Raw genomic sequence first — 22,350 nt, 5'->3', positions numbered from 1 at the left:
TCGCGAGCAAGCCCGCTCCCACAGGAGAGCAAGCTCTCGGATTACTTCGCAGCCCAGGAATTGAAGCGCTGTTCCAGTTGCTCGCCGTTATCAGCCCAGAAGCTGACGTCGATCTGCACCTGGTTGGCGATGTTTTCCGGGGTGGTCGGCATGTCTTTCAGCACGTCCTTGCTCAGCAGCGGGACTGCTTGAGTGTTGGCCGGGCCGTAGGCGATGTTTTCCGAGTAGGTCTTCTGTTGCTGCGGCTGAACCGAGTAGGCGATGAATTTCTTCGCCGCTTCGGCGCGCTTGGCGTCCAGACCTTTCGGGATGGCCCACGCATCGAAGTCGTAGATGCCGCCATTCCACACCACTTTCAGGTTGGATTCTTTCTGCACGGCGGCGATGCGACCGTTGTAGGCCGAGCTCATGACCACGTCACCGGAAGCAAGGTATTGCGGTGGTTGTGCACCGGCCTCCCACCACTGAATGCTTGGCTTGAGTTCATCGAGTTTCTTGAACGCGCGATCCTGCCCACCCTTGCTCGCCAGCTCTTTATAAACGTCCTTCGGTGCAACACCGTCGGCCATCAGCGCGAATTCCAGGGTGTACTTGGCGCCTTTGCGCAGGCCACGCTTGCCCGGGAATTTCTTGGTGTCCCAGAAATCGGCCCAGCTGGTTGGCGCGGTTTTCAGCTTGTCGGCGTTGTACGCGAGCACGGTCGACCAGACGAAGAAGCCCACGCCGCACGGCTGAATCGCACCTTTGACGTAGTCTTCGGTCTTGCCGAACATTGCCGGGTCGAGTTGTTCGAACATGTCTTCGTCGCAACCACGGGACAGCTCTGGCGATTCAACTTCCACCAGATCCCACGACACGCTCTTGGTGTCGACCATGGCTTTGACCTTGGCCATTTCGCCGTTGTACTCGCCGGCAACGATCTTGCCGTTGCCCGCCGCTTCCCACGGTGCGTAGAAGGCTTTGACTTGCGCCGCCTTGTTCGCCCCGCCAAACGACACCACAGTCAGATCGGGACCGGCGGCCATCGCGCTGGCCGTACCCATCAGGCCCAGGGTCAGGGCGGTGAACTTCAGGGATCTCAACATTTATTGTTCTCTCCACGTGCAGGGTTGGTGTTGGTATTGCCGGGGCGCTTAATGCGCCTCTAGAAGAGGATCGAGTGCGCGAACGTGCTCGACCTGCCAGCCAAGCGGAACCACGTCGCCGACCGCGAGCGCTGGATCGAGCTCGGCAATCGGCTGTTTCACGAAGAAGTCGGTCTTGCCGCAGACTTCCAGGCGCACCCGGACGTGGTCGCCCAGATAGATGAATTCCGCTACCCTCCCTGAGAAGCGGTTGACACATTGGTCGCTCGAACCGTTGAGGCTGACGCGCTCCGGGCGGATCGACAGGGTCACCGGTTCGCCGGTCTGGCCGACGTTGACCGCCAGCGCCTCGACCTTCTCGCCGCGACCCAACTCAACCACGCAACGCTCGCCGCTCTGGCTGAGCAGACGGCCGTTGAGGCGGTTGTTCTCGCCGATGAAGTTGGCGACGAAAGTGTTTTTCGGTTCTTCGTAGAGGGTGCGCGGCGGGGCGATCTGCTGGATCTCGCCCTGATGAAACACGGCGACGCGGTCGGACATGGTCAGCGCTTCACCCTGGTCGTGGGTCACATAGACCACGGTCACGCCGAGGCGCTGGTGCAGGTGTTTGATCTCCATCTGCATGTGTTCGCGCAGTTGCTTGTCGAGGGCGCCCAGCGGTTCGTCCATCAGCACCAGTTGCGGTTCGAACACCAGCGCCCGCGCCAGCGCCACACGCTGCTGCTGACCGCCGGAGAGTTGTGCCGGATAGCGCGAAGCGAAGGCGTCGAGCTGGACCATGCTCAGGACTTTCTTGACCTTGTCGCTGACGTCGCTCTTGTTCAGGCCACGTACGGTCAGCGGGAAGGCCAGATTCTCGGCCACGGTCATGTGCGGGAACAGCGCGTAGTTCTGGAACACCATGCCGATGTCGCGCTTGTGCGGCGGCACGTTGTTGATTGCACGGCCGGCCAGGAGGATTTCGCCGGCGGTCGGGGTTTCGAACCCGGCGAGCATCATCAGGCTGGTGGTCTTGCCCGAGCCGGACGGCCCGAGCAGGGTCAGGAACTCGCCTTTGCGAATGTCCAGGTTGAGGTCTTTGACGATCAGGTTCTCGCCGTCGTAGCTCTTCTGCACTCCACGAAAGCTGACCAGCACGTCACTGGCCCCTGCGTTTGAATCGACCTGGCTCATACCCACACCTTTGTTATTGGTAACTGCTGTGGATTAAGCCTAGTGGCTGGCGCCAGCCACGCAAATCGGGGCGCAGGAGAGAATCGCCTCAGCCGGATGGAAGGTTGGGGGTAGGGATTGCCCTACAAGGATGGCGCGTTTTGGCAAGCGAGCGACGAGCGCCACGCGACAAGCCACGAGAACAAGCAAAAGCGGTTGTCGCTAATGGGTATGCTCGCAATTTCGGGCGCTATGAAGATCCCCTGTAGGAGTGAGCCTGCTCGCGATAGCGGTGGCTCAGTCACTGAAGTATTGCCTGACAGACCGCTATCGCGAGCAGGCTCACTCCTACAGTTTTAACTGCGGTGATCTTTAGAGAAGTTTGTGCTCCATCGCGTATTTGACCAGCTCGGCCAGCGAGGTGATGTTGAGCTTCTGCATCAGCCGCGCCTTGTGGGTGCTGATGGTCTTGCTGCTCAGCGCCAGTTGCTGGGCGATGTCGTTGACGTTGGCGCCCTGGGCCAGGCGTTCGAACACCGAGAACTCACGCTCGGACAGCAGCGAATGCAACGGACGCGTGTCGGTCAGGCCGACTTCGAAGACCATGCGGTCGGCCAGTTCCGGGTCGATGTAACGTCCGCCGGCCGCCACTTTGCGAATCGCCGTCAGCAGCAATGCCGGATCGCTGTCCTTGGTCGCATAGCCCGCGGCGCCGACCTTGAGCGCACGGGCGGCCATTTGCGCCTCGTCGTGCATCGACAGCACCAGAATCGCCGGTGGATTGTTCAGCGCGCGAATCCGTGGAATCGCCTCCAACCCGTTGACGCCAGGCATTGAGATATCCAGCAGCACCACTTCACACGGCACGCTGCGCAAGGTTTCGAGGAGCTGCTCGCCATTGCTCGCCTCCCCCACCACTTGCAGATCCTTGGCCAGGCCGATCAATTGCTTGATGCCTTCACGGACGATGGTGTGGTCTTCGGCTACCAATACACGGATCACGTTCTTCTCCATTATTCTTATTCAGCGCCAAGGTCATTCGCGAGCAGGCTCGCTCCCACAGGGAAGTGCATTCCAATGTGGGAGCGAGCCTGCTCGCGAAAGCGTCGACCCGAACACCACATAACCATCAGACCTCATTCACCGGCACCCACACATGCAGACTGGTGCCCTCCCCCGGCTCACTCTCAAGCAACAAGCGTCCGCCCATGATCAGCACCCGCTCGCGCATACCGACCAAACCAAAGGACGTCGGCCGATCCGCCGCAGCGACAAAGCCTACGCCATCGTCGCTGACCGTCAGACACAACTCGTCGCCTTGCAGCGCCAGTGTCAGCTCCACAGTATGCGCCTGAGCATGGCGCATGACGTTGGTCAGCGCCTCCTGCAGGATGCGGAACAGCCCGATCGCCTTGGCATCGCTGAGCGCCGGCAGATTGTCCGGCACCTGCACCAGACACGGAATCTGCGTACGCGCCTCGAAGCGCCGCGCCTGCCACTCGATCGCTGAAGCAATCCCGGCATCGAGAATCGGCGGGCGCAACGCCGTCGCCACATCACGCACCAGCTGGAACAACTGGGCGATCAGGCGTTTCATGCTGTTCAAGCGCTCGTGCAGCCCCGGGTCGAGTTGTGCGTAGGCCAGTTCGCACATCGAGGTTTCCAGCTTCAGCACCGTGAGCATCTGCCCCAGCTCATCGTGCACTTCGCGGGCGATCCGCGCCTTTTCTTCTTCGCGCACGCTTTCCAGGTGCGCCGACAATTCGCGCAGTTGCTCGCGGGAGGCGGCAAGCTCCAGCTCGATACGTTTGCTTTCGCTGATGTCCCAGACGATGCCGTCCCAGACATAGGCGCCATCCTCCAGCTGTCGGGTGATTGCCTTGATCTCGGCCCAGCGCTGCTCGCCCTGACGGGTGAGGATGCGACCCTGCCACGACCAGTCACTGTCAGTGTCCAGCGCTTGATCCTGAGTCTGGTGGTAACTGGCCCTGTCGTCCGGGTGCACCAGACTGCGCAAGCCCATGTCGCGATGGGCGATGGCGGCCGGCGCATAGCCGACCAGACTCTCGCTGCCCTCGCTGATGTAGGCGAAATCGATCTGCCCGGTCACCGGCGCCCGCTCCAGGCGGAACACCAGCCCTGGAACGTTGGCGGCGATGCCTTGCAGGCGCGCTTCACTTTCCTGCAACGCGGCCAGGGCGCGGCGGCGCTCGGTGACGTCGGTGAGATAAACCACCAGATACTCGCTGTCGCGAAAACGCAGAAAACTCAGCGAGACGTCCGCCGGCAGGATGCTGCCATCGGCGCGCACGCAACTGGTTTCAAAGCTCAGCGGCCCTTCTTCACTGGCCCGCGCGCGTTTCCACAGGTTGAGCCAGCGATCCATGTGCAGGCCGGGTTCGAAGTCGATCAGCGGCCGTTCGATCAGCGCGCCCTGTGGATAACCGAGCATGTGTTCCGCAGCGCGGTTGGCGTAGCGCACATGGCTATCCCAGTTGACCCAGAGAATGCCGACGGTGCTTTGATCGATGGAAAACTGGGTCAGGCGCAAGGCTTCTTCGCTGGCCGCGCGCAGGGCGATGTCTTCACGTGCAGCCAGCAGACGCTGTTCGAGGCTGTGTTGCTGGCGTCGTTGCCAGACAACGATGGCCAGGCAACTGAGCAACAACACCGCAAACAACAGGCTGAGGTTCTGCCAGAACCCCGGCGACTCCGTGAGCCGTGGGTACTTGGGTTGCAGCCATTGGTTGTGCAGGCGCTCCAGATCCTTGGCCGGGATCGCTCGCAAGGCGCTTTCGATGATCCCGGCCAATTGCGGCCAGTCGCGCCGCGTGGCAACCCGCAACAGCTGCGGCAAGCCGATATCGCCGACCACCACCAACCCGGCGAACTCCGGCTCGGCGGACAAGCGCCCGAGTTGCGCTTCATCTATCACGGCGTAGGACGCTTGTTGGGTCAGCAACAGTTGCAGTGCCTGACGCTCCAGCGGCACGCCTTGCAGATTCAGATGGGGATAGGTGCTGCGCAAATAATCCGCGGTGACGCTGGGCATGCGCACCGCGACGCGGGACAGGCTGTCGAGCTTTTCCAGCTCGACCACGCCGCCGCTCTTCTGGTCGCTGACCACCAGTTGCGGCACACGCATGTAGGGATCGGAAAACAGCCACAGGCGCAGCGCACCCGGGGTCTGGGTCAGGCCCGGGGCGATGTCGATTTCACCTTCGCGGGCGGCGTCTTCCAGTTGCGCCAGGTCCTGAAAATTGCGCCAGCTCAGCTCGACGTTCAGCGTCTTGGCCAGCGCCTTCATCAATTCGACATTAGCCCCGGACAGTCGCTGCAAGCGCCGGTCGTATTGCGCGTACGGCGCCTGCAATACCAGGCCAACACGCAGCTCACGGTGCTGCGCCAGCCATTGCTGCTCGCCGGGCGTCAACAGCGCTGCATGCGCCGCCGGCGCAGACGCCGCCCAGCCCATCAAGGGAAAACACAACCAGCCGATAACCCACAGGCAGCAAAAACGCATCATTGAAGTCTCTTGCACTGACAAATTCTGACCAACCCATTAGGCTGCCGGGATACTTTTCTGGCCTGGAATAACCGATGCCCTCTGTCTACCGCCTGGCAATGCCAGCATTGTGCCTGTCGCTGATCCTGCCTTGTGCGTTTTCCGTCGAAGCCGCCGATCCGGCGCCCGCCTCCACCGCCGAGCAACCGGCCGCCGAAAAACCGGCCGAACGCCAGCCACTGCTTGAGCGTAGTCAGGAAGAAGCCGCAGCACTGGAACGCAAAGTCCCGGCACAAGAACAGCAGCAATTGCAGGCCGGCGCCGATACTTTCCTCGCCCTGTGGAAACCGGCCAACACTGCCGAGCCCAAAGGTGCGGTGATTATCGTCCCCGGCGCCGGCGAAACCGCTGACTGGCCGCAAGTGATCGGCCCACTGCGCAGCAAATTGCCCGATGTCGAGTGGAGCAGCCTGAGTATCACCCTGCCGGATCTGCAAAGCGATGTCATCGCACCGCGGGTGATTGCGCCCGCCGCCGCGCCGAAAGCCCCGGAAAGTGGCAGCAAGGATTCCACCACTGCGCAACCGATCGAACAGGCGGCGGGCGGTGAAGCGGAAGTGGCGGATCAGGTGGTCGCCGAAACGACTGAAGAACAATCCAAGGCTGATGCCGAACGGATCTTTGCGCGGATCGATGCGGCGATCGCCTACGCCGAGCAGCAAAGCGCACGCCGGGTCGTGGTCCTCGGTCACGGTACGGGCGCGTACTGGGCAGCGCGCTTTCTCAGCGAGCGGCAGAGTTCGCAGGTCGAGAAACTGGTGATGGTCGATGCGCAAACGCCGAGCAAGGCCAAGCCACAATTGGCCGAGCTGACACCGACCCTGAAGTTGCCGACCGCCGACATTTTCTACATGGACAAGGCGCTGGATCGCAACGCGGCGCTGGAGCGCATGCAGGCCAGCAAGCGCTTGAAGACTTCGACCTTCAGCCAGGTGGCGCTCAAGGCGTTACCGGATAAAAAGGCTGAGCAGGAACAGCTGTTCCGGCGGGTGCGTGGCTGGTTGAATCCGCAGAAGACGGACTGACTGGAAGACCGAGTCGCCCCATTCGCGAGCAGACTCGCTCCCACATTTGAATGCATTCCATCTGTAGGAATGCAATCAGTGTGGGAGCGAGCCTGCTCGCGATGAGGCCATTTCAGCCGCCCCATCTTTAACGGCAACGATCAGCGAAAATCCCGCCGCGCCCGGATCAGCGTAAACGCGTTGTGCAGCTCGCGGGTTTTCTCGGTCGCGTCACGCACCTGCTCCGGCGTCGCGCCGCTGCCGGCGATCTTGTCCGGGTGATGACGACTGAGCAGCCGGCGATAGGCGCGCTTGATCTGCGCCGGCTCGCTGGTCGCCGACACCCCGAGCAGGCGCATCGCTTCCTGATAACTCACCGCGGCACTGACAATCGGCCGTTTATTGGGCTCGTAATCGTTGGCCAGCGCCTGAATCTGGTGGGTTGTCCAACCCAGCCACTTGCCCCACTGCGCCAACAATTCACGCTCACTGACGCCCGCACGACCGTCGGCCCAGACCATCCGCCAGCAGGCGCGCAACACGCCCTCGGCGGCATGCGGCTGAGCACTCAGGCGGCGCAGATAACCGCGCAGGCGGTCGCCGCCGGCCTTACCGCGATTGAACGCAGCAATCGCCCGTCGCCGTGCCGGTTCGCTCATTTCCAGGGCGTTCATTTCATTGCGCGCCTGCTGGATATGGCCGTCCGTCACTCGCCCGTCACTCTTGGCCAGACGCCCGAGCAACACGAACAGCAATTCGTCGTTGCGCAACATCGGCCGTCCGCCGAGTTTTTCCCGCAAGTGCCCCCAGCTTTGCAGGTGCAGGCGCCGATCCAGCGCCTGTCCCAACAATGCCCCAAGCATGGCCCCCGGAATGCTGGCAATCGCAAAACCCGCTCCGGCTCCAATCAGAGTCCCTGGCCACAACATATCAACGACTCGCTTCTATCAATGCTTCAGCTTCGGCCAGACGCTCATGCGTACCGACATCCACCCAGTGACCTTTCAGACGCTCACCGCTGACCTGTCCGTCAGCCATGGCGTTGCGCAGCAGTGGTGCGAGCTTGAATGCGCCGTCCGTGCAGCCATCGAACAACTGCGGATGCAGGACAGCGATGCCGCTGTAGGTCAGGGTTTGCGCACCCGGCTGAGCATCGCTCACCCGGCCGTCAGTCAGGATGAAATCGCCCGCCGGATGATGAGCCGGGTTGTCCGCCAGTACGAGATGCGCCAGACCATTGATCGGTTGATGCAGCACGCTGAAGTCGTAATCGGTCCAGATGTCACCGTTGACCACCAGAAACGCATCGTCACCGAGCAGCGGCAAGGCGCGGAAAATCCCGCCGCCGGTTTCCAGCGGCTCACCTTCCGGCGAGTACTGGATGCTCACGCCAAACTGCGAACCGTCGCCCAGGTAATCTTCGATCTGCTGACCGAGCCAGGCATGGTTGATCACGATCTCGCTGAAACCGGCTGCCGCCAGTGCGCGCAGGTGATATTCGATCAACGGTACGCCACCGGCACGCACCAGCGGCTTGGGGGTGGTCAGGGTCAGCGGGCGCATGCGCTCGCCCTTGCCTGCCGCCAGAATCATCGCCTTCATGCAGTCGCTCCGCCACGCAGACTGGCGAGCAACGCCTGCAGATCCGCCAGTTCAGGACGACGCGCAAGCACCGCTTCTATATAGGCGAAGAAACGCGGCACGTCGGCCAGGTAGCGCGGCTTGCCATCGCGATGGCAGATGCGGGCGAAGATGCCGATGACTTTCAGGTGGCGTTGTACGCCCATCAGGTCGCTGGCACGCAGGAAGTCTTCGAAATCCGCTTGCACCGGGATGTCCAGCGCCGAGGCTTGCTGCCAGTAGCTTTCCAGCCAGCCACGCACGCGCTCTTCAGGCCAACTGAGGAAGGCGTCCTTGAACAGGCAGGTCACGTCGTAGGTGACCGGGCCGTAGACCGCATCCTGAAAGTCCAGTACGCCCGGATTCGGCTCGCTGAGCATCAGATTGCGCGGCATGTAGTCGCGGTGCACCAGCACTTTCGGCTGAGCCAGGGCGCTGTCGATCAGCAGATCGCTGACGGCTTGCCATTGTTGCTGCTGTGCCGCGTCGAACTCGACGCCGAGTTCGCGCTTCACATACCACTCGGGGAACAGTTCCAGCTCGCGGCGCAGCAGTGCCACGTCGTAACTCGGCAGCGGTGCGACCATCGGCAATTGCTGAAAAGCCAACAGCGCCTGCAAGGCATCGCTGAACAAAGCGTCGGCATTTTCGCTGTCGATTACGTCCAGATAGGTCTTGTTGCCCAGGTCATTGAGCAAAAGAAATCCGCGTTCGAGGTCTTCTGCATAAATTTTCGGCACGTTAATTCCGGATTTCGCCAGCAAAAAGGCGATATCCACGAACGGTTTGCAGTTTTCCTGGGGCGGTGGCGCGTCCATCACGACGAAACTGCGACCCGCGCCTTCCCAACGGAAATACCGGCGGAAACTCGCGTCGCTGCTGGCCGCGGTCAACGTGGCCGGGGGCACGGCGCCCCAGCCCTGATCTGCAAACAGGATTGCCAACTGCTCATCGAGCCAAACTTTCAGGTGTTGCAAGCGTACATCTTGGTCAGGCATTGCAAGGGTCTCCGACGGCGCTAGCCGTCAAGCGGGTCATGCTTTATTATCCAGCATCTTTTTCAGACCATCGAGAGGCGTGCGGCCCACACCGCGGGCAGATGGCACGCAGGAAGCCCGGACTAATAAGATGGCATTGAAATCCCCCGCGTTTCGTAAAAAATTTCCGTTGTTGGTAACCGGCAGTCTGCTGGCTATGCAACCTCTGGCCAGTCAATTCGTTGTTGCCGCCGAGCAGTATGACTGCGCCGTCTCGGCAACGGGTGGCTGGGCGTGTGCGCCCAAGACGCCGGCAGCTGCATTGCCGCCGCGTCCGGTGCATGACGGCAGCGCTGTCAGCGCCGCCGGCGAAGCCCCGACCCAGAACGGTTCCACATCCGACACCGGCGCCAAGCCTGTGCTGGTCACCGAAGCCAAAGGCCGCGGCCTGAAATCCCGTAGCGAAGACTACAGTCACCTCGACTGGGTTCCGCGCGAGAAGCTCACCGCCGCCCAATTGGCCGAGACCGGTCCTTACTGCTCTGGTTCCTATATCGAACCGATTCGTCCTGGCATGAATGACAAGACGAATAAAAGTGACGCACCGACCTTTATCGGCGCCAAAGCCTCGCGCTACAACACCGAAGATCAGGTGGGTACGCTGGCCGGCGACGTGGTCCTGCGTCAGGGCAGCATGCAGGTCGAGTCCGACGAGGCCAGCCTGTATCAGGCCGAGAGCCGCGCCGAACTCAATGGCGACGTGCGCATTCGCGACAACGGTGCACTGATCGTCGGCGATCACGCCGATGTACAGCTCGACACCGGTGAAGCCAAGGTCGACAACGCCGAATACGTGATGCACAAATCGCGCATCCGCGGTAACGCGCTGTACGCCAAGCGTGCCGAGAACGCGATCATCCGCTTGAAGGACGGCACGTACACCACGTGCGAACCGAACAGCAACGCCTGGCAGCTCAAGGGCAACAACATCACCCTGAACCCTGCCACCGGCTTCGGTACCGCGACCAACGTGACACTGCGGGTCAAGGACATTCCGATCCTGTACACGCCGTACATCTACTTCCCGATCGACGATCGTCGCCAATCGGGCTTCCTGCCGCCGACCATCGGCACCGGCAGCGATACCGGCTTCATGCTGGTCACCCCGTACTACTTCAACCTGGCGCCGAACTACGATGCCACGTTGTACCCGCGTTACATGAGCAAACGCGGCATGCTGGTCGAAGGCGAGTTCCGTTACCTGACCAAGTCCAGCGAAGGCCAGTTTGGTGCGGCGTATCTGAACGACGAAGATACCGATCGCAGCAAGCAGTCCGATTACGAAAAAAATCGCTACATGTACAACTGGCAGCACAAGGGCGGTCTCGACTCCCGTGTGATGACTCAGGTCGACTACACCAAGATCAGCGATCCGTACTACTTCCAGGACCTGACCACTGATCAGATCGGTGTGAAGAGTGCTGACTTCGTGAACCAACAGGGTCTGGTTTCCTATCGTGGCGACTCGTATACCGCCACGTTGAACGCTCAGCAGTACCAACTCGCGACCGTTTCGAACATCACGCCTTACGGCCGTCTGCCGCAGATCACTTTCAACGGGCAACTGCCGTATCACCCGGAAGGTTTGAACTTCGATTACGAGACCGAGCTTGTTCGCTTTGATCGTGATCTGCAAAATGGCAAATTCACCAACGAAGACGGTACGATCGATGATCGTCTCGACACCAATGTTCAAGGCTTGGCGCGAGCCAACGGCGACCGCCTGAATCTGAAACCTGGTGTCAGTCTGCCGATGAACTGGACCTATGGTTTCCTGAAGCCATCGCTCAAGTATCAGTACACCCAATACCAGCTGGATTTGGACAGTATTGGCAAAGGCCAGATCGCCAATCAAACCGCCGAGCAGAACAAACTCAACGGCACCTTCGACAGCAACCAGAGCCGTGGCGTACCGATCGCCAGCGTCGACAGCGGCCTGTACTTCGACCGCAACACGTCGTACTTCGGCAAGAACTATCGCCAGACTCTGGAACCGCGTCTGTTCTACCTGTATGTACCCAAGGTTGATCAGGAAGACATTCCGGTATTCGACACCAGCGAATACACCTTCAACTACGCGTCGCTGTTCCGTGACAACCGCTTCTCCGGCTCCGACCGTGTCGGCGACGAGAACAAGCTGTCGCTGGGTGTGACCAGCCGCTGGATCGAAGACGACGGTTTCGAGCGTCAACGCATCAGCGTCGGCCAGGCTTACTACTTCAAGGATCGTGAAGTCCAACTGCCAGGCATCGCGTTCAACGATCGTAAAGATGCCCAGTCCGACGTATCACCGTACGCTCTGGAATACGAATATCGCTGGAACCGTGACTGGCGCACCACGGCCGACTACAACTGGGACCCGGACAGCCGCAGCCCGCGTTCCGGCAGCGCGATGTTCCATTACCAGCCTGAAGACAACCCGAACAAGGTGGTCAACGTCGGTTATCGCTATCGCAACGACCAGGTTCGTTACGATCAGAACACCGGTAAATGGTCGGTGGGTGGTGGCGACTACGGCACGCCGGGCCAGCCTGGCTACGTGAAGGACTACTACAAGATCCAGCAGCATGACTTCTCGGTCATCTGGCCGATCGTTCCGCAGTGGAGCGCGATCAGCCGCTGGCAGTACGACTACAACCGCAACCGTACGCTGGAAGCCTTCGGTGGTTTCGAATACGACAACTGCTGCTGGAAACTGCGCCTGATCAATCGTTACTGGGTCAGCTATGACGAATTCAGTCAGAACGCCCCGGAAAACGAAAAAGGCGACCACGGCGTCTTCCTCCAAATTGTTCTGAAGGGACTCGGCGGCCTGACTGGCGCCAAGGTAGAGAGCTTCCTCGACAAAGGCATCCAAGGTTATCGTCAACGTGAAGACCAAGCTTTCTGATTCTCTGCGCCCGCTGCTGCTGGGCGCGCTGTTCCTGGGTACTGCGGCCAACGCCGCAGTACAGTCCATCGATAAAGTGGTCGCGATCGTTGATAACGACGTGGTCATGCAGAGCCAACTGGACCAGCGCGTCCACGAAGTTCAGCAGACCATCGCCAAGCGTGGCGGCGGCATGCCGCCTCCGGGCGTGCTGGATCAGCAGGTGCTCGAGCGCCTGATCGTCGAAAACCTGCAACTGCAGATCGGCGAGCGTTCCGGCATCCGCATTACCGATGAAGAGCTGAACCAGGCGGTCGGCACCATTGCCCAGCGCAACAACATGACCGTGGATCAATTCCGCGCCGCCCTGGCACACGACGGTTTGTCCTATGACGACGCCCGTGACCAGATCAAGCGCGAGATGATCATCAGCCGTGTGCGTCAGCGCCGTGTGGCAGAGCGCATCCAGGTCTCCGAGCAGGAAGTGAAGAACTTCCTCGCCTCCGACCTGGGCAAGATGCAACTGTCCGAAGAACTGCACCTGGCCAACATCCTGATCCCGACGCCGGAAAGCGCCAACTCTGATGCGATTCAGAGCGCTTACCGTCAGGCGATGGACGTTTACCAGAAGCTCAAGCAAGGCGCCGACTTCGGTCAGATGGCCGTTGCCAAATCCGGCAGCGACAACGCCCTGGAAGGCGGCGACATGGGCTGGCGTAAAGCTGCGCAACTGCCACCGCCGTTCGACCGCGAGCTGAGCAGCATGGCGGTTGGCGACATCACTCAGCCTGCACGCACTCCGGGTGGTTTCATCATCCTCAAGTTGCTGGCCAAACGTGGTGGCGAAGCGCAGATGCGTGATGAGGTGCATGTGCGCCACATCCTGGTCAAGCCAAGCCCGATCCGTGACGAAGCCAAGACCAAGGCCCTGGTGCAGTCGCTGTACGATCGCATCCTGGCCGGTGAAGACTTCGCTGAACTGGCGAAGAACTACTCCGAAGACCCGGGTTCGGCGCTCAACGGTGGCGACCTGAACTGGATCGACCCGAACGCACTGGTACCGGAATTCCGCGAAGTGATGGCCAAGACCCCACAAGGTCAGCTGTCCAAGCCGTTCCAGACTCAGTACGGCTGGCACGTACTGGAAGTCCTTGGCCGCCGCGCCACCGACAGCACCGAGTCGGCTCGCGAGCAACAGGCAATGAATGTTCTGCGCAACAAAAAATACGATGAAGAGCTGCAAAACTGGCTGCGTCAGATTCGTGAAGAAGCCTACGTAGAAATCAAACTCCCTGGTGCAGACCAGGCAGCGCAGTGAAACCCAAGCGTTTCGCGCTGACACCCGGCGAACCAGCCGGCATCGGTCCCGACCTGTGCCTGCTGCTCGCCTCGCAAGCCCAGCCACATCCCCTGATTGCCATCACCAGCCGCGACCTGCTCACCGAGCGGGCCGCGCAGTTGGGGCTGGCCGTCACTTTGCTTGAGGTTGCGCCTGACAACTGGCCGGCGGTTCCAGCCCCCGCCGGTAGCCTGTATGTCTGGGACACTCCACTCAGCGCTCCCGTGGTCGCCGGACAACTGAACAAGGCTAACGCCGCCTTCGTCCTCGAAACCCTGACCCGTGCCGGCAACGGCTGCCTGAACGGCGACTTCGCCGGGATGATCACCGCTCCGGTACACAAGGGCGTGATCAACGAATCCGGTATCCCGTTCTCCGGACACACGGAATTTCTCGCCGACCTGACCCACACCGCCCAAGTGGTGATGATGCTCGCTACCCGCGGCTTGCGCGTGGCCCTGGTCACTACTCACCTGCCCCTGCGCGAGATTGCCGATGCAATCACCCCGGAGCGGCTGGAGCGGGTCACGCGAATTCTGCACGCCGACCTGCAAGACAAATTCGGCATCGCCCGGCCACGCATTCTGGTCTGCGGACTCAACCCGCACGCCGGCGAAGGCGGACACCTGGGCCATGAAGAAATCGACATCATCGAACCGACATTAGAGCGCCTGCGCAGCGAGGGCATGGACCTCCGTGGCCCGCTGCCTGCCGACACTCTGTTTACCCCCAAATATCTGGAGCACTGCGACGCAGTGCTGGCGATGTACCACGACCAAGGCCTGCCCGTGCTGAAGTACAAAGGCTTCGGCGCGGCGGTCAACGTGACCCTCGGCCTGCCGATCATCCGCACGTCGGTCGACCACGGCACTGCCCTGGATCTGGCCGGCAGCGGCAAGATCGACACCGGCAGCCTGCAGGTCGCCCTGGAAACCGCCTACCAGATGGCCGAGACCCGTTTATGACCGAGCAATACCAACACAAGGCGCGCAAACGCTTTGGCCAGAACTTCCTGCACGATGCCGGCGTCATCGACCGCATCCTGCGCTCCATCAGTGCCAAATCCGGCGACCGCATGCTGGAAATCGGCCCGGGCCAGGGCGCGCTGACCGCTGGCCTGCTCAACTCCGGTGCGCAGCTCGACGTGGTGGAACTGGACAAGGACCTGATCCCGATCCTCAACCAGCAGTTTGCCGGCAAGAGCAACTTCAACCTGCATCAGGGCGACGCGCTCAAGTTCGACTTCAACACACTGAACGCCGCACCGAACAGCCTGCGCGTGGTCGGCAACCTGCCCTACAACATCTCCACGCCGCTGATATTTCACCTGTTGAACAACGCCGGCATCATTCGCGACATGCACTTCATGTTGCAGAAGGAAGTGGTCGAGCGCCTGGCGGCTGGCCCGGGCGGCGGCGACTGGGGTCGTCTGTCAATCATGGTTCAGTATCACTGCCGTGTGGAACACCTGTTCAACGTCGGCCCGGGCGCGTTCAACCCGCCGCCGAAGGTCGACTCGGCCATCGTCCGCCTGGTGCCGCATGCGGTACTGCCGCACCCGGCCAAGGATCATCGCCTGCTCGAGCGCGTCGTTCGCGAAGCCTTCAACCAGCGTCGCAAGACCCTGCGCAACACCCTCAAGCAATTGATGACCGCTGCCGAGATCGAAGCCGCCGGTGTCGATGGCAGCCTGCGCCCCGAGCAACTGGACCTGGCCGCATTCGTGCGCCTGGCCGACAAGCTCGCCGAGCAGGTTCCTGCCGCCCCCGCCGCCGACTGACCGGCGATGAACGCTATCGGGCAGACCGCCACTCTGGTTTACTGCCCGATACTTGCCTAGACTGATTCCCCATCAGCTACGCCTCGCGTTCCGCTTTGCTTAAGGCCCTTTTGCATGTCCGATCCTCGTTATCAGGTCGATGTCAGTGTCGTCACCCGCTATCTGGCAGACCAATCGCAACCCGAGCACCACCGCTTCGCCTTCGCCTACACCATCACCGTGCAGAACAATGGCGAGTGCCCTGCCCAGCTGATGTCACGACACTGGGTGATTACCGACGGTGACGGGCATGTCGAAGAGGTTCGCGGCGCCGGCGTTGTCGGCCAGCAACCGCTGATTGAGGTTGGCAAAAGCCACACCTACAGCAGCGGCACGGTGATGACCACCAAGGTCGGCACCATGGAGGGCACTTACGAAATGGTCGCCGATGACGGCAAGCATTTCGACGCGATCATCAAACCTTTCCGCCTCGCTGTGCCCGGAGCCTTGCACTGATGACGACGTACGCCGTCGGCGACCTGCAAGGCTGCCTCGATCCGCTCAAGTGCTTGCTCAAGCAAGTGGCGTTCGACCCGAAGCTTGATCGGCTGTGGCTGGTCGGTGATCTGGTCAACCGTGGCCCTCAGTCGCTGGAGACCCTGCGCTTTCTCTATGGCATGCGCGAGTCGCTGGTCTGCGTACTCGGCAACCACGACCTGCATTTGCTGGCCGCCGCCAACAATATCGAACGCCTGAAGAAATCCGACACCCTGAGCGAGATTCTCGAAGCACCTGATGCCGCCGAGTTGCTCGAATGGCTGCGCCAGCAAAAGCTCATGCATTACGACGAGCAACGCGATGTGGCCATGGTGCACGCGGGTATCCCTCCGCAATGGTCCTTGCGCAAGGCCTTGAAGTACGCCGCCGAGGCCGAAGCCGCACTACGTGACGACAACCTGTTTCCGCTGTATCTCGATGGTATGTACGGCAATGAGCCGGCGAAGTGGGACAGCGAGCTCACGGGCGTGACCCGCCTGCGCGTCATCACCAACTATTTCACCCGCATGCGCTTCTGCACCGCCGAGGGCAAGCTCGACCTCAAGAGCAAGGAAGGTCTCGACACTGCCCCGCCCGGCTATAAGCCATGGTTCCAGCACAAAGAGCGCAAGACCCGCGGTCTGCGCATCATTTTCGGCCACTGGGCCGCGCTGGAAGGCGATGTCCGTGAACCGGGCATCTCGGCACTGGACACCGGTTGTGTCTGGGGCGGCAGCCTGACCCTGATGAACGTCGACAGCGGCGAGCGCGTGTCATGCAAATGCGATGAACACGGCGGGCTTGCGCCATCAGTCGCACCACTTATCCCCAAAACTCTGCCAGTCAGCGCCCCGCGTTAGACTGCGCACTCTGCCGAGCTACAGGAACCCGCCATGAGCGAATTCAAACGAATCCCCCCGGAACAGGCCCATGCCCTGCGTGAGCAAGGCGCAGTCGTGGTCGATGTCCGTGATCCTGCAACTTTTGCCGCCCTGCATATCAGCGGTTCGAAGCATCTGGACAACCACTCGCTGCACGCCTTCATTCAAGGCGCCGACCTCGATGCACCGACCGTTGTCGTCTGCTACCACGGCAATTCCAGCCAGGGCGCGGCCGCCTACCTGATCAGTCAGGGTTTCTCCGACGTCTACAGCATGGACGGTGGCTTTGAGTTGTGGCGTACGACTTATCCGTCGGAAACCGCGCAAGGCGCCGCCGAATAATTTTTTTGTCACGTGCAGGCCCCGGCTGCCGTGGGCCTGCGCGGGGCAGACGAACGGTCTGCCACAACTAATTACGTATCTCGCCTTTACCTCTCGAATTCCCAACTATCCTTAAGCCCAGGCCATCCAAAACAGGGGAGAGCCGGTACACCGGCGCACGGGTCATCGGGAGTGACTTTCAAGGTTGTCGACCGCGAAAGTGTTCTGGGGGGTAAACAGGCAGCCACCACGGCTGCTTGCCAGCATCGACTGAGTGATCCGGCGTCGGCTCCACGTATCGAGCGAGGTGACGTCATGAGTATCTTTAGCCACTTCCAACAACGCTTCGAGTCCACACGCCAGGAAGAACTCTCGCTGCAGGAGTACCTGGAGCTGTGCAAAAAGGACCGCAGCGCTTACGTTTCCGCCGCCGAGCGTCTATTGATGGCCATCGGCGAACCCGAGCTGCTCGACACGTCGACCAACTCGCGGCTGTCGCGGATCTTCTCCAACAAGGTGATTCGTCGCTATCCGGCCTTTGAAGACTTCCACGGGATGGAAGAATGCATCGACCAGATCGTCTCGTATTTCCGCCATGCCGCCCAAGGCCTGGAAGAGAAGAAACAGATCCTCTACCTGCTCGGCCCCGTCGGTGGCGGTAAATCGTCCTTGGCCGAGAAGCTGAAACAGTTGATGGAAAAAGTGCCCTTCTATGCGATCAAGGGCTCGCCGGTATTCGAATCGCCTCTGGGTCTGTTCAACGCCACCGAAGATGGCGCGATCCTCGAGGAAGACTTCGGCATCCCGCGGCGCTACCTGAACACCATCATGTCGCCGTGGGCGACCAAACGCCTGGCCGAATTCGGTGGCGACATCAGCCAGTTCCGTGTGGTCAAACTGTATCCGTCGATCCTCAACCAGATCGCCGTGGCCAAGACCGAACCGGGCGACGAAAACAACCAGGACATCTCGGCGCTGGTGGGCAAGGTCGACATCCGCAAACTCGAGGAATACCCACAGAACGACGCCGACGCCTACAGCTACTCCGGTGCGCTGTGCCGGGCCAACCAGGGCCTGATGGAATTCGTCGAAATGTTCAAGGCACCGATCAAGGTGCTGCACCCATTGCTGACCGCCACGCAGGAAGGCAACTACAACAGTACCGAAGGGCTGGGGGCGATTCCGTTCACCGGGATCCTGCTCGCGCACTCCAACGAATCGGAGTGGCACACCTTCCGCAACAACAAGAACAACGAAGCGTTCATCGACCGGATCTATATCGTCAAAGTGCCGTACTGCCTACGGGTCAGCGACGAGGTGAAGATTTACGACAAATTGTTGTTCAACAGTTCGCTGGCCAAGGCCCACTGCGCCCCCGACACTCTGAAGATGCTGGCGCAGTTCACCGTGCTGTCGCGCCTCAAGGAGCCGGAAAACTCCAACATCTATTCGAAGATGCGCGTCTATGACGGGGAAAACCTCAAGGACACCGATCCAAAGGCCAAGTCGATCCAGGAATACCGCGATTCGGCGGGCGTCGACGAAGGCATGAACGGTCTCTCGACCCGTTTCGCGTTCAAGATTCTGTCCAAGGTGTTCAACTTCGATCCGCATGAAATCGCCGCCAACCCGGTGCACCTGTTGTATGTGCTGGAACAACAGATCGAGCAGGAACAGTTCCAGGCCGAGACCCGCGAGCGCTATCTGCGCTACCTCAAGGAGTACCTGGCGCCGCGTTATATCGAATTCATCGGCAAAGAGATCCAGACCGCGTACCTGGAGTCTTACAGCGAGTACGGTCAGAACATCTTCGACCGCTACGTGCTGTATGCGGACTTCTGGATCCAGGATCAGGAATACCGCGATCCGGAGACCGGCGAGATTCTCAACCGTGTCGCCCTGAACGAAGAGCTGGAGAAAATCGAGAAACCGGCGGGCATCAGCAATCCGAAGGATTTCCGCAACGAGATCGTCAACTTCGTATTGCGCGCTCGGGCCAACAATAACGGCAAGAACCCGACCTGGCTCAGCTACGAGAAACTGCGGGTGGTCATCGAGAAGAAAATGTTCTCGAACACCGAAGACCTGCTGCCAGTCATCAGCTTCAATGCCAAGGCGAGCAAAGAGGATCAACAGAAACACAACGACTTCGTTACTCGAATGGTCGAACGCGGCTACACCGACAAACAGGTAAGACTTCTGTCCGAATGGTACCTACGGGTCCGGAAATCGCAGTAAAACAGCTACAAGCTTCAAGCTACGAGCTGCAAGAAAAAAGCATGTGAACGCTGTGCTTCTTCTTGCGGCTCGCAGCTCACAACTTGAAGCTGCCCGGAGGGCCACGTATGAGCTATGTGATCGACCGACGTCTCAATGGCAAGAACAAGAGCACGGTTAACCGCCAGCGCTTCCTGCGGCGTTACCGTGATCACATCAAGAAGGCTGTCGAAGAGGCAGTCAGCCGCCGTTCCATCACTGACATGGAGCACGGCGAACAGATCAGCATTCCCGGTCGCGATATCGACGAACCGGTGCTTCACCACGGTCGCGGCGGCAAGCAGACCGTGGTTCATCCCGGCAACAAGGAATTCACTGCCGGCGAACACATCGCCAGGCCTCCGGGGGGCGGCGGTGGACGCGGTCCCGGCAAGGCTGGCAATTCCGGCGAGGGCATGGACGAATTCGTCTTCCAGATCACCCAGGAGGAATTCCTCGAGTTCATGTTCGAGGACCTTGAACTGCCGAATCTGGTGAAACGCAACCTGAGCGGCACCGACACTTTCAAGACCGTGCGCGCGGGGATCAGTAACGAAGGCAACCCGTCGCGGATCAATATCATCCGCACCCTGCGCTCGGCCCACGCCCGGCGCATTGCGCTGTCCGGCAGCAGCCGTGCCAAACTGCGCGAGGCCAAAGAGGAACTGGCGCGATTAAAGCGCGAAGAGCCGGACAACTTCGGCGATATTCAGGAACTCGAAGCGGAAATCGAGAAACTCAGCGCGCGCATTCACCGCGTGCCGTTCCTCGATACTTTCGACTTGAAATACAACCTGCTGATCAAGCAACCCAACCCCAGCTCGAAAGCGGTGATGTTCTGCCTGATGGACGTGTCCGGCTCGATGACCCAGGCGACCAAGGACATCGCCAAACGCTTTTTCATCCTGCTGTACCTGTTCCTCAAGCGGAACTACGACAAGATCGACGTAGTGTTCATCCGCCATCACACCAGCGCCCGGGAAGTGGACGAGGAAGAGTTCTTCTACTCGCGGGAAACCGGCGGCACCATCGTCTCCAGCGCCCTGAAGCTGATGCAGGAGATCATGGCCGAGCGCTACCCGAGCAACGAATGGAACATCTACGCCGCGCAGGCTTCCGATGGCGACAACTGGAACGATGACTCGCCGATCTGCCGCGACATCCTGATCAATCAGATCATGCCGTTTGTGCAGTACTACACTTATGTGGAGATCACCCCGCGCGAACACCAGGCCCTCTGGTACGAATACGAACGCATCGCCGAAGCCTTTTCCGACACGTTTGCCCAGCAGCAACTGGTCTCGGCCGGGGATATCTATCCGGTCTTCCGTGAACTCTTCCAGCGCAGGTTAGTGACATGACCGCCAAAGAGCAGAAACGCCAACCCATTTCCACCGGCTCCGAATGGACGTTCGAGCTGATCCAGGCCTATGACCGCGAAATCGCCCGGATTGCGGCCGGCTATGCCCTGGACACCTATCCCAACCAGATCGAAGTGATCACCGCCGAACAGATGATGGACGCCTATGCCTCGGTCGGCATGCCACTGGGCTATCACCACTGGTCCTACGGCAAACACTTCCTCAGCACCGAGAAATCCTACAGCCGCGGCCAGATGGGGCTGGCCTACGAGATCGTGATCAACTCGGATCCGTGCATTGCCTATCTGATGGAAGAAAACACCATCTGCATGCAGGCGCTGGTGGTGGCACACGCGTGCTATGGCCATAACAGTTTCTTCAAGGGCAATTACCTGTTCCGCACCTGGACCGATGCCAGTTCGATCATCGATTACCTGGTGTTCGCCAAGCAGTACATCATGCAATGCGAGGAGCGCCACGGTATCGATGCGGTGGAGGACCTTCTTGATTCCTGCCATGCGTTGATGAACTACGGGGTCGACCGCTACAAACGTCCCTACCCGATATCCGCCGAGGAAGAACGCCGGCGGCAGAAGGATCGTGAGGAACACATGCAAAAGCAGATCAACGATCTGTGGCGCACCATCCCCAAAGGCGCGGACAAGTACAGCGACAAGGACAACGCCCGGTTCCCGGCCGAGCCGCAGGAAAACATCCTGTATTTCATCGAGAAGCACGCGCCGTTGCTGGAGCCGTGGCAACGGGAGATCGTGCGGATCGTGCGCAAGATCGCCCAGTATTTTTATCCACAACGTCAGACTCAGGTGATGAACGAAGGCTGGGCCACGTTCTGGCACTACACCCTGATGAACGACCTGTACGACGAGGGCCTGGTGACTGACGGGTTCATGATGGAATTCCTCACCTCGCACACCAGCGTGGTGTTCCAGCCAGGCTTCGACAGCCCTTACTACAACGGGATCAACCCTTACGCACTGGGTTTCGCGATGTATCGCGACATCCGCCGCATGTGCGAAAACCCCACCGAGGAAGACCGGCGCTGGTTCCCGGACATCGCCGGTTCCGACTGGCTGTCGAGCATCAAGTTCGCCATGAGCAGCTTCAAGGATGAGAGCTTCATCCTCCAGTACCTTTCACCCAAGGTGATCCGTGACCTGAAGCTGTTCAGCATCCTCGATGACGACCAGAAGGACGATTTGCTGGTGCCGGCGATCCACGACGAAACCGGTTACCGGATCATCCGCGAAACCCTGGCCGCGCAGTACAACCTCGGCAACCGCGAACCGAACGTGCAGATCTACAGCATCGACCGACGCGGCGACCGCTCGCTGACCCTGCGTCACCAACAACATGACCGCAAACCCTTGGGCGACTCCACCGACGAGGTACTGAAACATCTGCACCGGTTGTGGGGCTTCGACATTCACCTGGAAACCCTTCAGGGCGACCAGATCATGAAAACTCACCACGTACCGCCGCGAAGTGAACACAGCGAGGGTGATTACGGTCGACTCGACCTGGCCGTGATTCATCTCTAGATGCG

Annotated in this window: 18 protein-coding genes; 11 read left to right on the top strand and 7 right to left on the bottom strand. The window is 60.4% G+C overall.

From position 1 onward, the window contains the following. Positions 1 to 41: 41 nt before the first annotated feature. The 4 genes from VLA07_RS24645 to VLA07_RS24630 form a co-directional block, all read right to left on the bottom strand. The gene (locus tag VLA07_RS24645; protein WP_333992057.1) at positions 42 to 1,085 is read right to left on the bottom strand and encodes an ABC transporter substrate-binding protein; all 1,044 of its coding nucleotides are present in this window, start codon (positions 1,083 to 1,085) and stop codon (positions 42 to 44) included. 48 nt (positions 1,086 to 1,133) lie between these two features. Further along, positions 1,134 to 2,258, bottom strand: a complete 1,125-nt coding sequence (locus VLA07_RS24640; RefSeq protein WP_007966453.1) for an ABC transporter ATP-binding protein — start codon at positions 2,256 to 2,258, stop codon at positions 1,134 to 1,136. Positions 2,259 to 2,609: 351 nt separating this feature from the next. Further along, on the bottom strand, positions 2,610 to 3,251 hold the full coding sequence (locus VLA07_RS24635; RefSeq protein WP_177327384.1) for a response regulator: 642 nt from the start codon (positions 3,249 to 3,251) through the stop codon (positions 2,610 to 2,612). Positions 3,252 to 3,366: 115 nt separating this feature from the next. After that, complete coding sequence (locus tag VLA07_RS24630; protein ID WP_333992051.1) at positions 3,367 to 5,763, bottom strand: PAS domain-containing sensor histidine kinase; 2,397 nt, start codon at positions 5,761 to 5,763, stop codon at positions 3,367 to 3,369. A 74-nt stretch (positions 5,764 to 5,837) separates the two neighbouring features. Between VLA07_RS24630 and VLA07_RS24625 the strand changes: the two genes are divergently transcribed. After that, positions 5,838 to 6,827 (top strand): alpha/beta hydrolase family protein, encoded by a 990-nt coding sequence (locus tag VLA07_RS24625; protein ID WP_330207886.1) that lies wholly within the window; start codon positions 5,838 to 5,840, stop codon positions 6,825 to 6,827. 140 nt (positions 6,828 to 6,967) lie between these two features. On the opposite strand, the gene VLA07_RS24620 is transcribed toward VLA07_RS24625, so the two are convergent. From VLA07_RS24620 to VLA07_RS24610, 3 genes are read right to left on the bottom strand one after another with little or no spacing between them, the layout of a single operon-like run. Further along, a complete protein-coding gene (locus VLA07_RS24620) occupies positions 6,968 to 7,735 on the bottom strand; it encodes a TerB family tellurite resistance protein (RefSeq protein ID WP_103368679.1) in 768 nt (255 codons plus the stop codon). 1 nt (position 7,736) lies between these two features. Continuing rightward, entirely contained in the window at positions 7,737 to 8,408 is a 672-nt protein-coding gene (gene murU / locus VLA07_RS24615; protein ID WP_183785570.1) for an N-acetylmuramate alpha-1-phosphate uridylyltransferase MurU, read from the bottom strand. Further along, a complete protein-coding gene (locus tag VLA07_RS24610) occupies positions 8,405 to 9,424 on the bottom strand; it encodes an aminoglycoside phosphotransferase family protein (protein WP_333992046.1) in 1,020 nt (339 codons plus the stop codon). Before VLA07_RS24610 ends, murU begins: the two co-directional genes overlap by 4 nt. Positions 9,425 to 9,554: 130 nt before the next feature. Between VLA07_RS24610 and VLA07_RS24605 the strand changes: the two genes are divergently transcribed. From VLA07_RS24605 to VLA07_RS24560, 10 genes are all read left to right on the top strand, one after another. Continuing rightward, positions 9,555 to 12,353, top strand: coding sequence for an LPS-assembly protein LptD (locus tag VLA07_RS24605; protein ID WP_150370212.1), 2,799 nt, complete (start codon positions 9,555 to 9,557; stop codon positions 12,351 to 12,353). Beyond that, positions 12,334 to 13,650: a peptidylprolyl isomerase SurA gene (surA, locus tag VLA07_RS24600; protein ID WP_183785569.1), complete on the top strand. Its 1,317-nt coding sequence runs from the start codon at positions 12,334 to 12,336 to the stop codon at positions 13,648 to 13,650. Before VLA07_RS24605 ends, surA begins: the two co-directional genes overlap by 20 nt. Beyond that, positions 13,647 to 14,636: a 4-hydroxythreonine-4-phosphate dehydrogenase PdxA gene (gene pdxA, locus VLA07_RS24595; RefSeq protein ID WP_145593497.1), complete on the top strand. Its 990-nt coding sequence runs from the start codon at positions 13,647 to 13,649 to the stop codon at positions 14,634 to 14,636. The genes surA and pdxA overlap by 4 nt, the downstream gene beginning before the upstream one ends. Further along, positions 14,633 to 15,451 (top strand): 16S rRNA (adenine(1518)-N(6)/adenine(1519)-N(6))-dimethyltransferase RsmA, encoded by an 819-nt coding sequence (gene rsmA / locus VLA07_RS24590; RefSeq protein WP_027610718.1) that lies wholly within the window; start codon positions 14,633 to 14,635, stop codon positions 15,449 to 15,451. The genes pdxA and rsmA overlap by 4 nt, the downstream gene beginning before the upstream one ends. A gap of 114 nt (positions 15,452 to 15,565) precedes the next feature. Next, complete coding sequence (gene apaG / locus VLA07_RS24585) at positions 15,566 to 15,946, top strand: Co2+/Mg2+ efflux protein ApaG (protein ID WP_333992042.1); 381 nt, start codon at positions 15,566 to 15,568, stop codon at positions 15,944 to 15,946. After that, positions 15,946 to 16,827: a symmetrical bis(5'-nucleosyl)-tetraphosphatase gene (locus tag VLA07_RS24580; protein WP_333992040.1), complete on the top strand. Its 882-nt coding sequence runs from the start codon at positions 15,946 to 15,948 to the stop codon at positions 16,825 to 16,827. The genes apaG and VLA07_RS24580 overlap by 1 nt, the downstream gene beginning before the upstream one ends. Before the next feature lie 33 nt (positions 16,828 to 16,860). Then, positions 16,861 to 17,190 (top strand): thiosulfate sulfurtransferase GlpE, encoded by a 330-nt coding sequence (glpE, locus tag VLA07_RS24575; protein WP_098965914.1) that lies wholly within the window; start codon positions 16,861 to 16,863, stop codon positions 17,188 to 17,190. Between the two features lie 294 nt (positions 17,191 to 17,484). Then, the gene (locus VLA07_RS24570; RefSeq protein WP_003228848.1) at positions 17,485 to 19,407 is read left to right on the top strand and encodes a PrkA family serine protein kinase; all 1,923 of its coding nucleotides are present in this window, start codon (positions 17,485 to 17,487) and stop codon (positions 19,405 to 19,407) included. A 107-nt stretch (positions 19,408 to 19,514) separates the two neighbouring features. Beyond that, positions 19,515 to 20,786 (top strand): YeaH/YhbH family protein, encoded by a 1,272-nt coding sequence (locus VLA07_RS24565; protein ID WP_003228849.1) that lies wholly within the window; start codon positions 19,515 to 19,517, stop codon positions 20,784 to 20,786. Then, entirely contained in the window at positions 20,783 to 22,345 is a 1,563-nt protein-coding gene (locus VLA07_RS24560; RefSeq protein ID WP_003228850.1) for a SpoVR family protein, read from the top strand. Before VLA07_RS24565 ends, VLA07_RS24560 begins: the two co-directional genes overlap by 4 nt. Positions 22,346 to 22,350 lie beyond the last annotated feature (5 nt).

This window comes from Pseudomonas sp. S3(2024) (genome assembly GCF_036861315.1).
In the GTDB taxonomy this organism is placed as follows: Bacteria; Pseudomonadota; Gammaproteobacteria; order Pseudomonadales; family Pseudomonadaceae; genus Aquipseudomonas; species Aquipseudomonas putida_A.
This window is presented reverse-complemented; position numbering and strand designations above follow the sequence as displayed.

Coding starts and splice junctions, on each gene's coding strand:
- VLA07_RS24625 (WP_330207886.1), top strand. CDS start 5,838: ATGCCCTCTGTCTACCGCCTGGCAATGCCAGCATTGTGCCTGTCGCTG.
- apaG (WP_333992042.1), top strand. CDS start 15,566: ATGTCCGATCCTCGTTATCAGGTCGATGTCAGTGTCGTCACCCGCTAT.
- VLA07_RS24570 (WP_003228848.1), top strand. CDS start 17,485: ATGAGTATCTTTAGCCACTTCCAACAACGCTTCGAGTCCACACGCCAG.
- VLA07_RS24580 (WP_333992040.1), top strand. CDS start 15,946: ATGACGACGTACGCCGTCGGCGACCTGCAAGGCTGCCTCGATCCGCTC.
- VLA07_RS24610 (WP_333992046.1), bottom strand. CDS start 9,424: ATGCCTGACCAAGATGTACGCTTGCAACACCTGAAAGTTTGGCTCGAT.
- VLA07_RS24630 (WP_333992051.1), bottom strand. CDS start 5,763: ATGATGCGTTTTTGCTGCCTGTGGGTTATCGGCTGGTTGTGTTTTCCC.
- VLA07_RS24645 (WP_333992057.1), bottom strand. CDS start 1,085: ATGTTGAGATCCCTGAAGTTCACCGCCCTGACCCTGGGCCTGATGGGT.
- VLA07_RS24640 (WP_007966453.1), bottom strand. CDS start 2,258: ATGAGCCAGGTCGATTCAAACGCAGGGGCCAGTGACGTGCTGGTCAGC.
- glpE (WP_098965914.1), top strand. CDS start 16,861: ATGAGCGAATTCAAACGAATCCCCCCGGAACAGGCCCATGCCCTGCGT.
- VLA07_RS24635 (WP_177327384.1), bottom strand. CDS start 3,251: ATGGAGAAGAACGTGATCCGTGTATTGGTAGCCGAAGACCACACCATC.
- murU (WP_183785570.1), bottom strand. CDS start 8,408: ATGAAGGCGATGATTCTGGCGGCAGGCAAGGGCGAGCGCATGCGCCCG.
- VLA07_RS24620 (WP_103368679.1), bottom strand. CDS start 7,735: ATGTTGTGGCCAGGGACTCTGATTGGAGCCGGAGCGGGTTTTGCGATT.
- VLA07_RS24565 (WP_003228849.1), top strand. CDS start 19,515: ATGAGCTATGTGATCGACCGACGTCTCAATGGCAAGAACAAGAGCACG.
- VLA07_RS24560 (WP_003228850.1), top strand. CDS start 20,783: ATGACCGCCAAAGAGCAGAAACGCCAACCCATTTCCACCGGCTCCGAA.
- rsmA (WP_027610718.1), top strand. CDS start 14,633: ATGACCGAGCAATACCAACACAAGGCGCGCAAACGCTTTGGCCAGAAC.
- VLA07_RS24605 (WP_150370212.1), top strand. CDS start 9,555: ATGGCATTGAAATCCCCCGCGTTTCGTAAAAAATTTCCGTTGTTGGTA.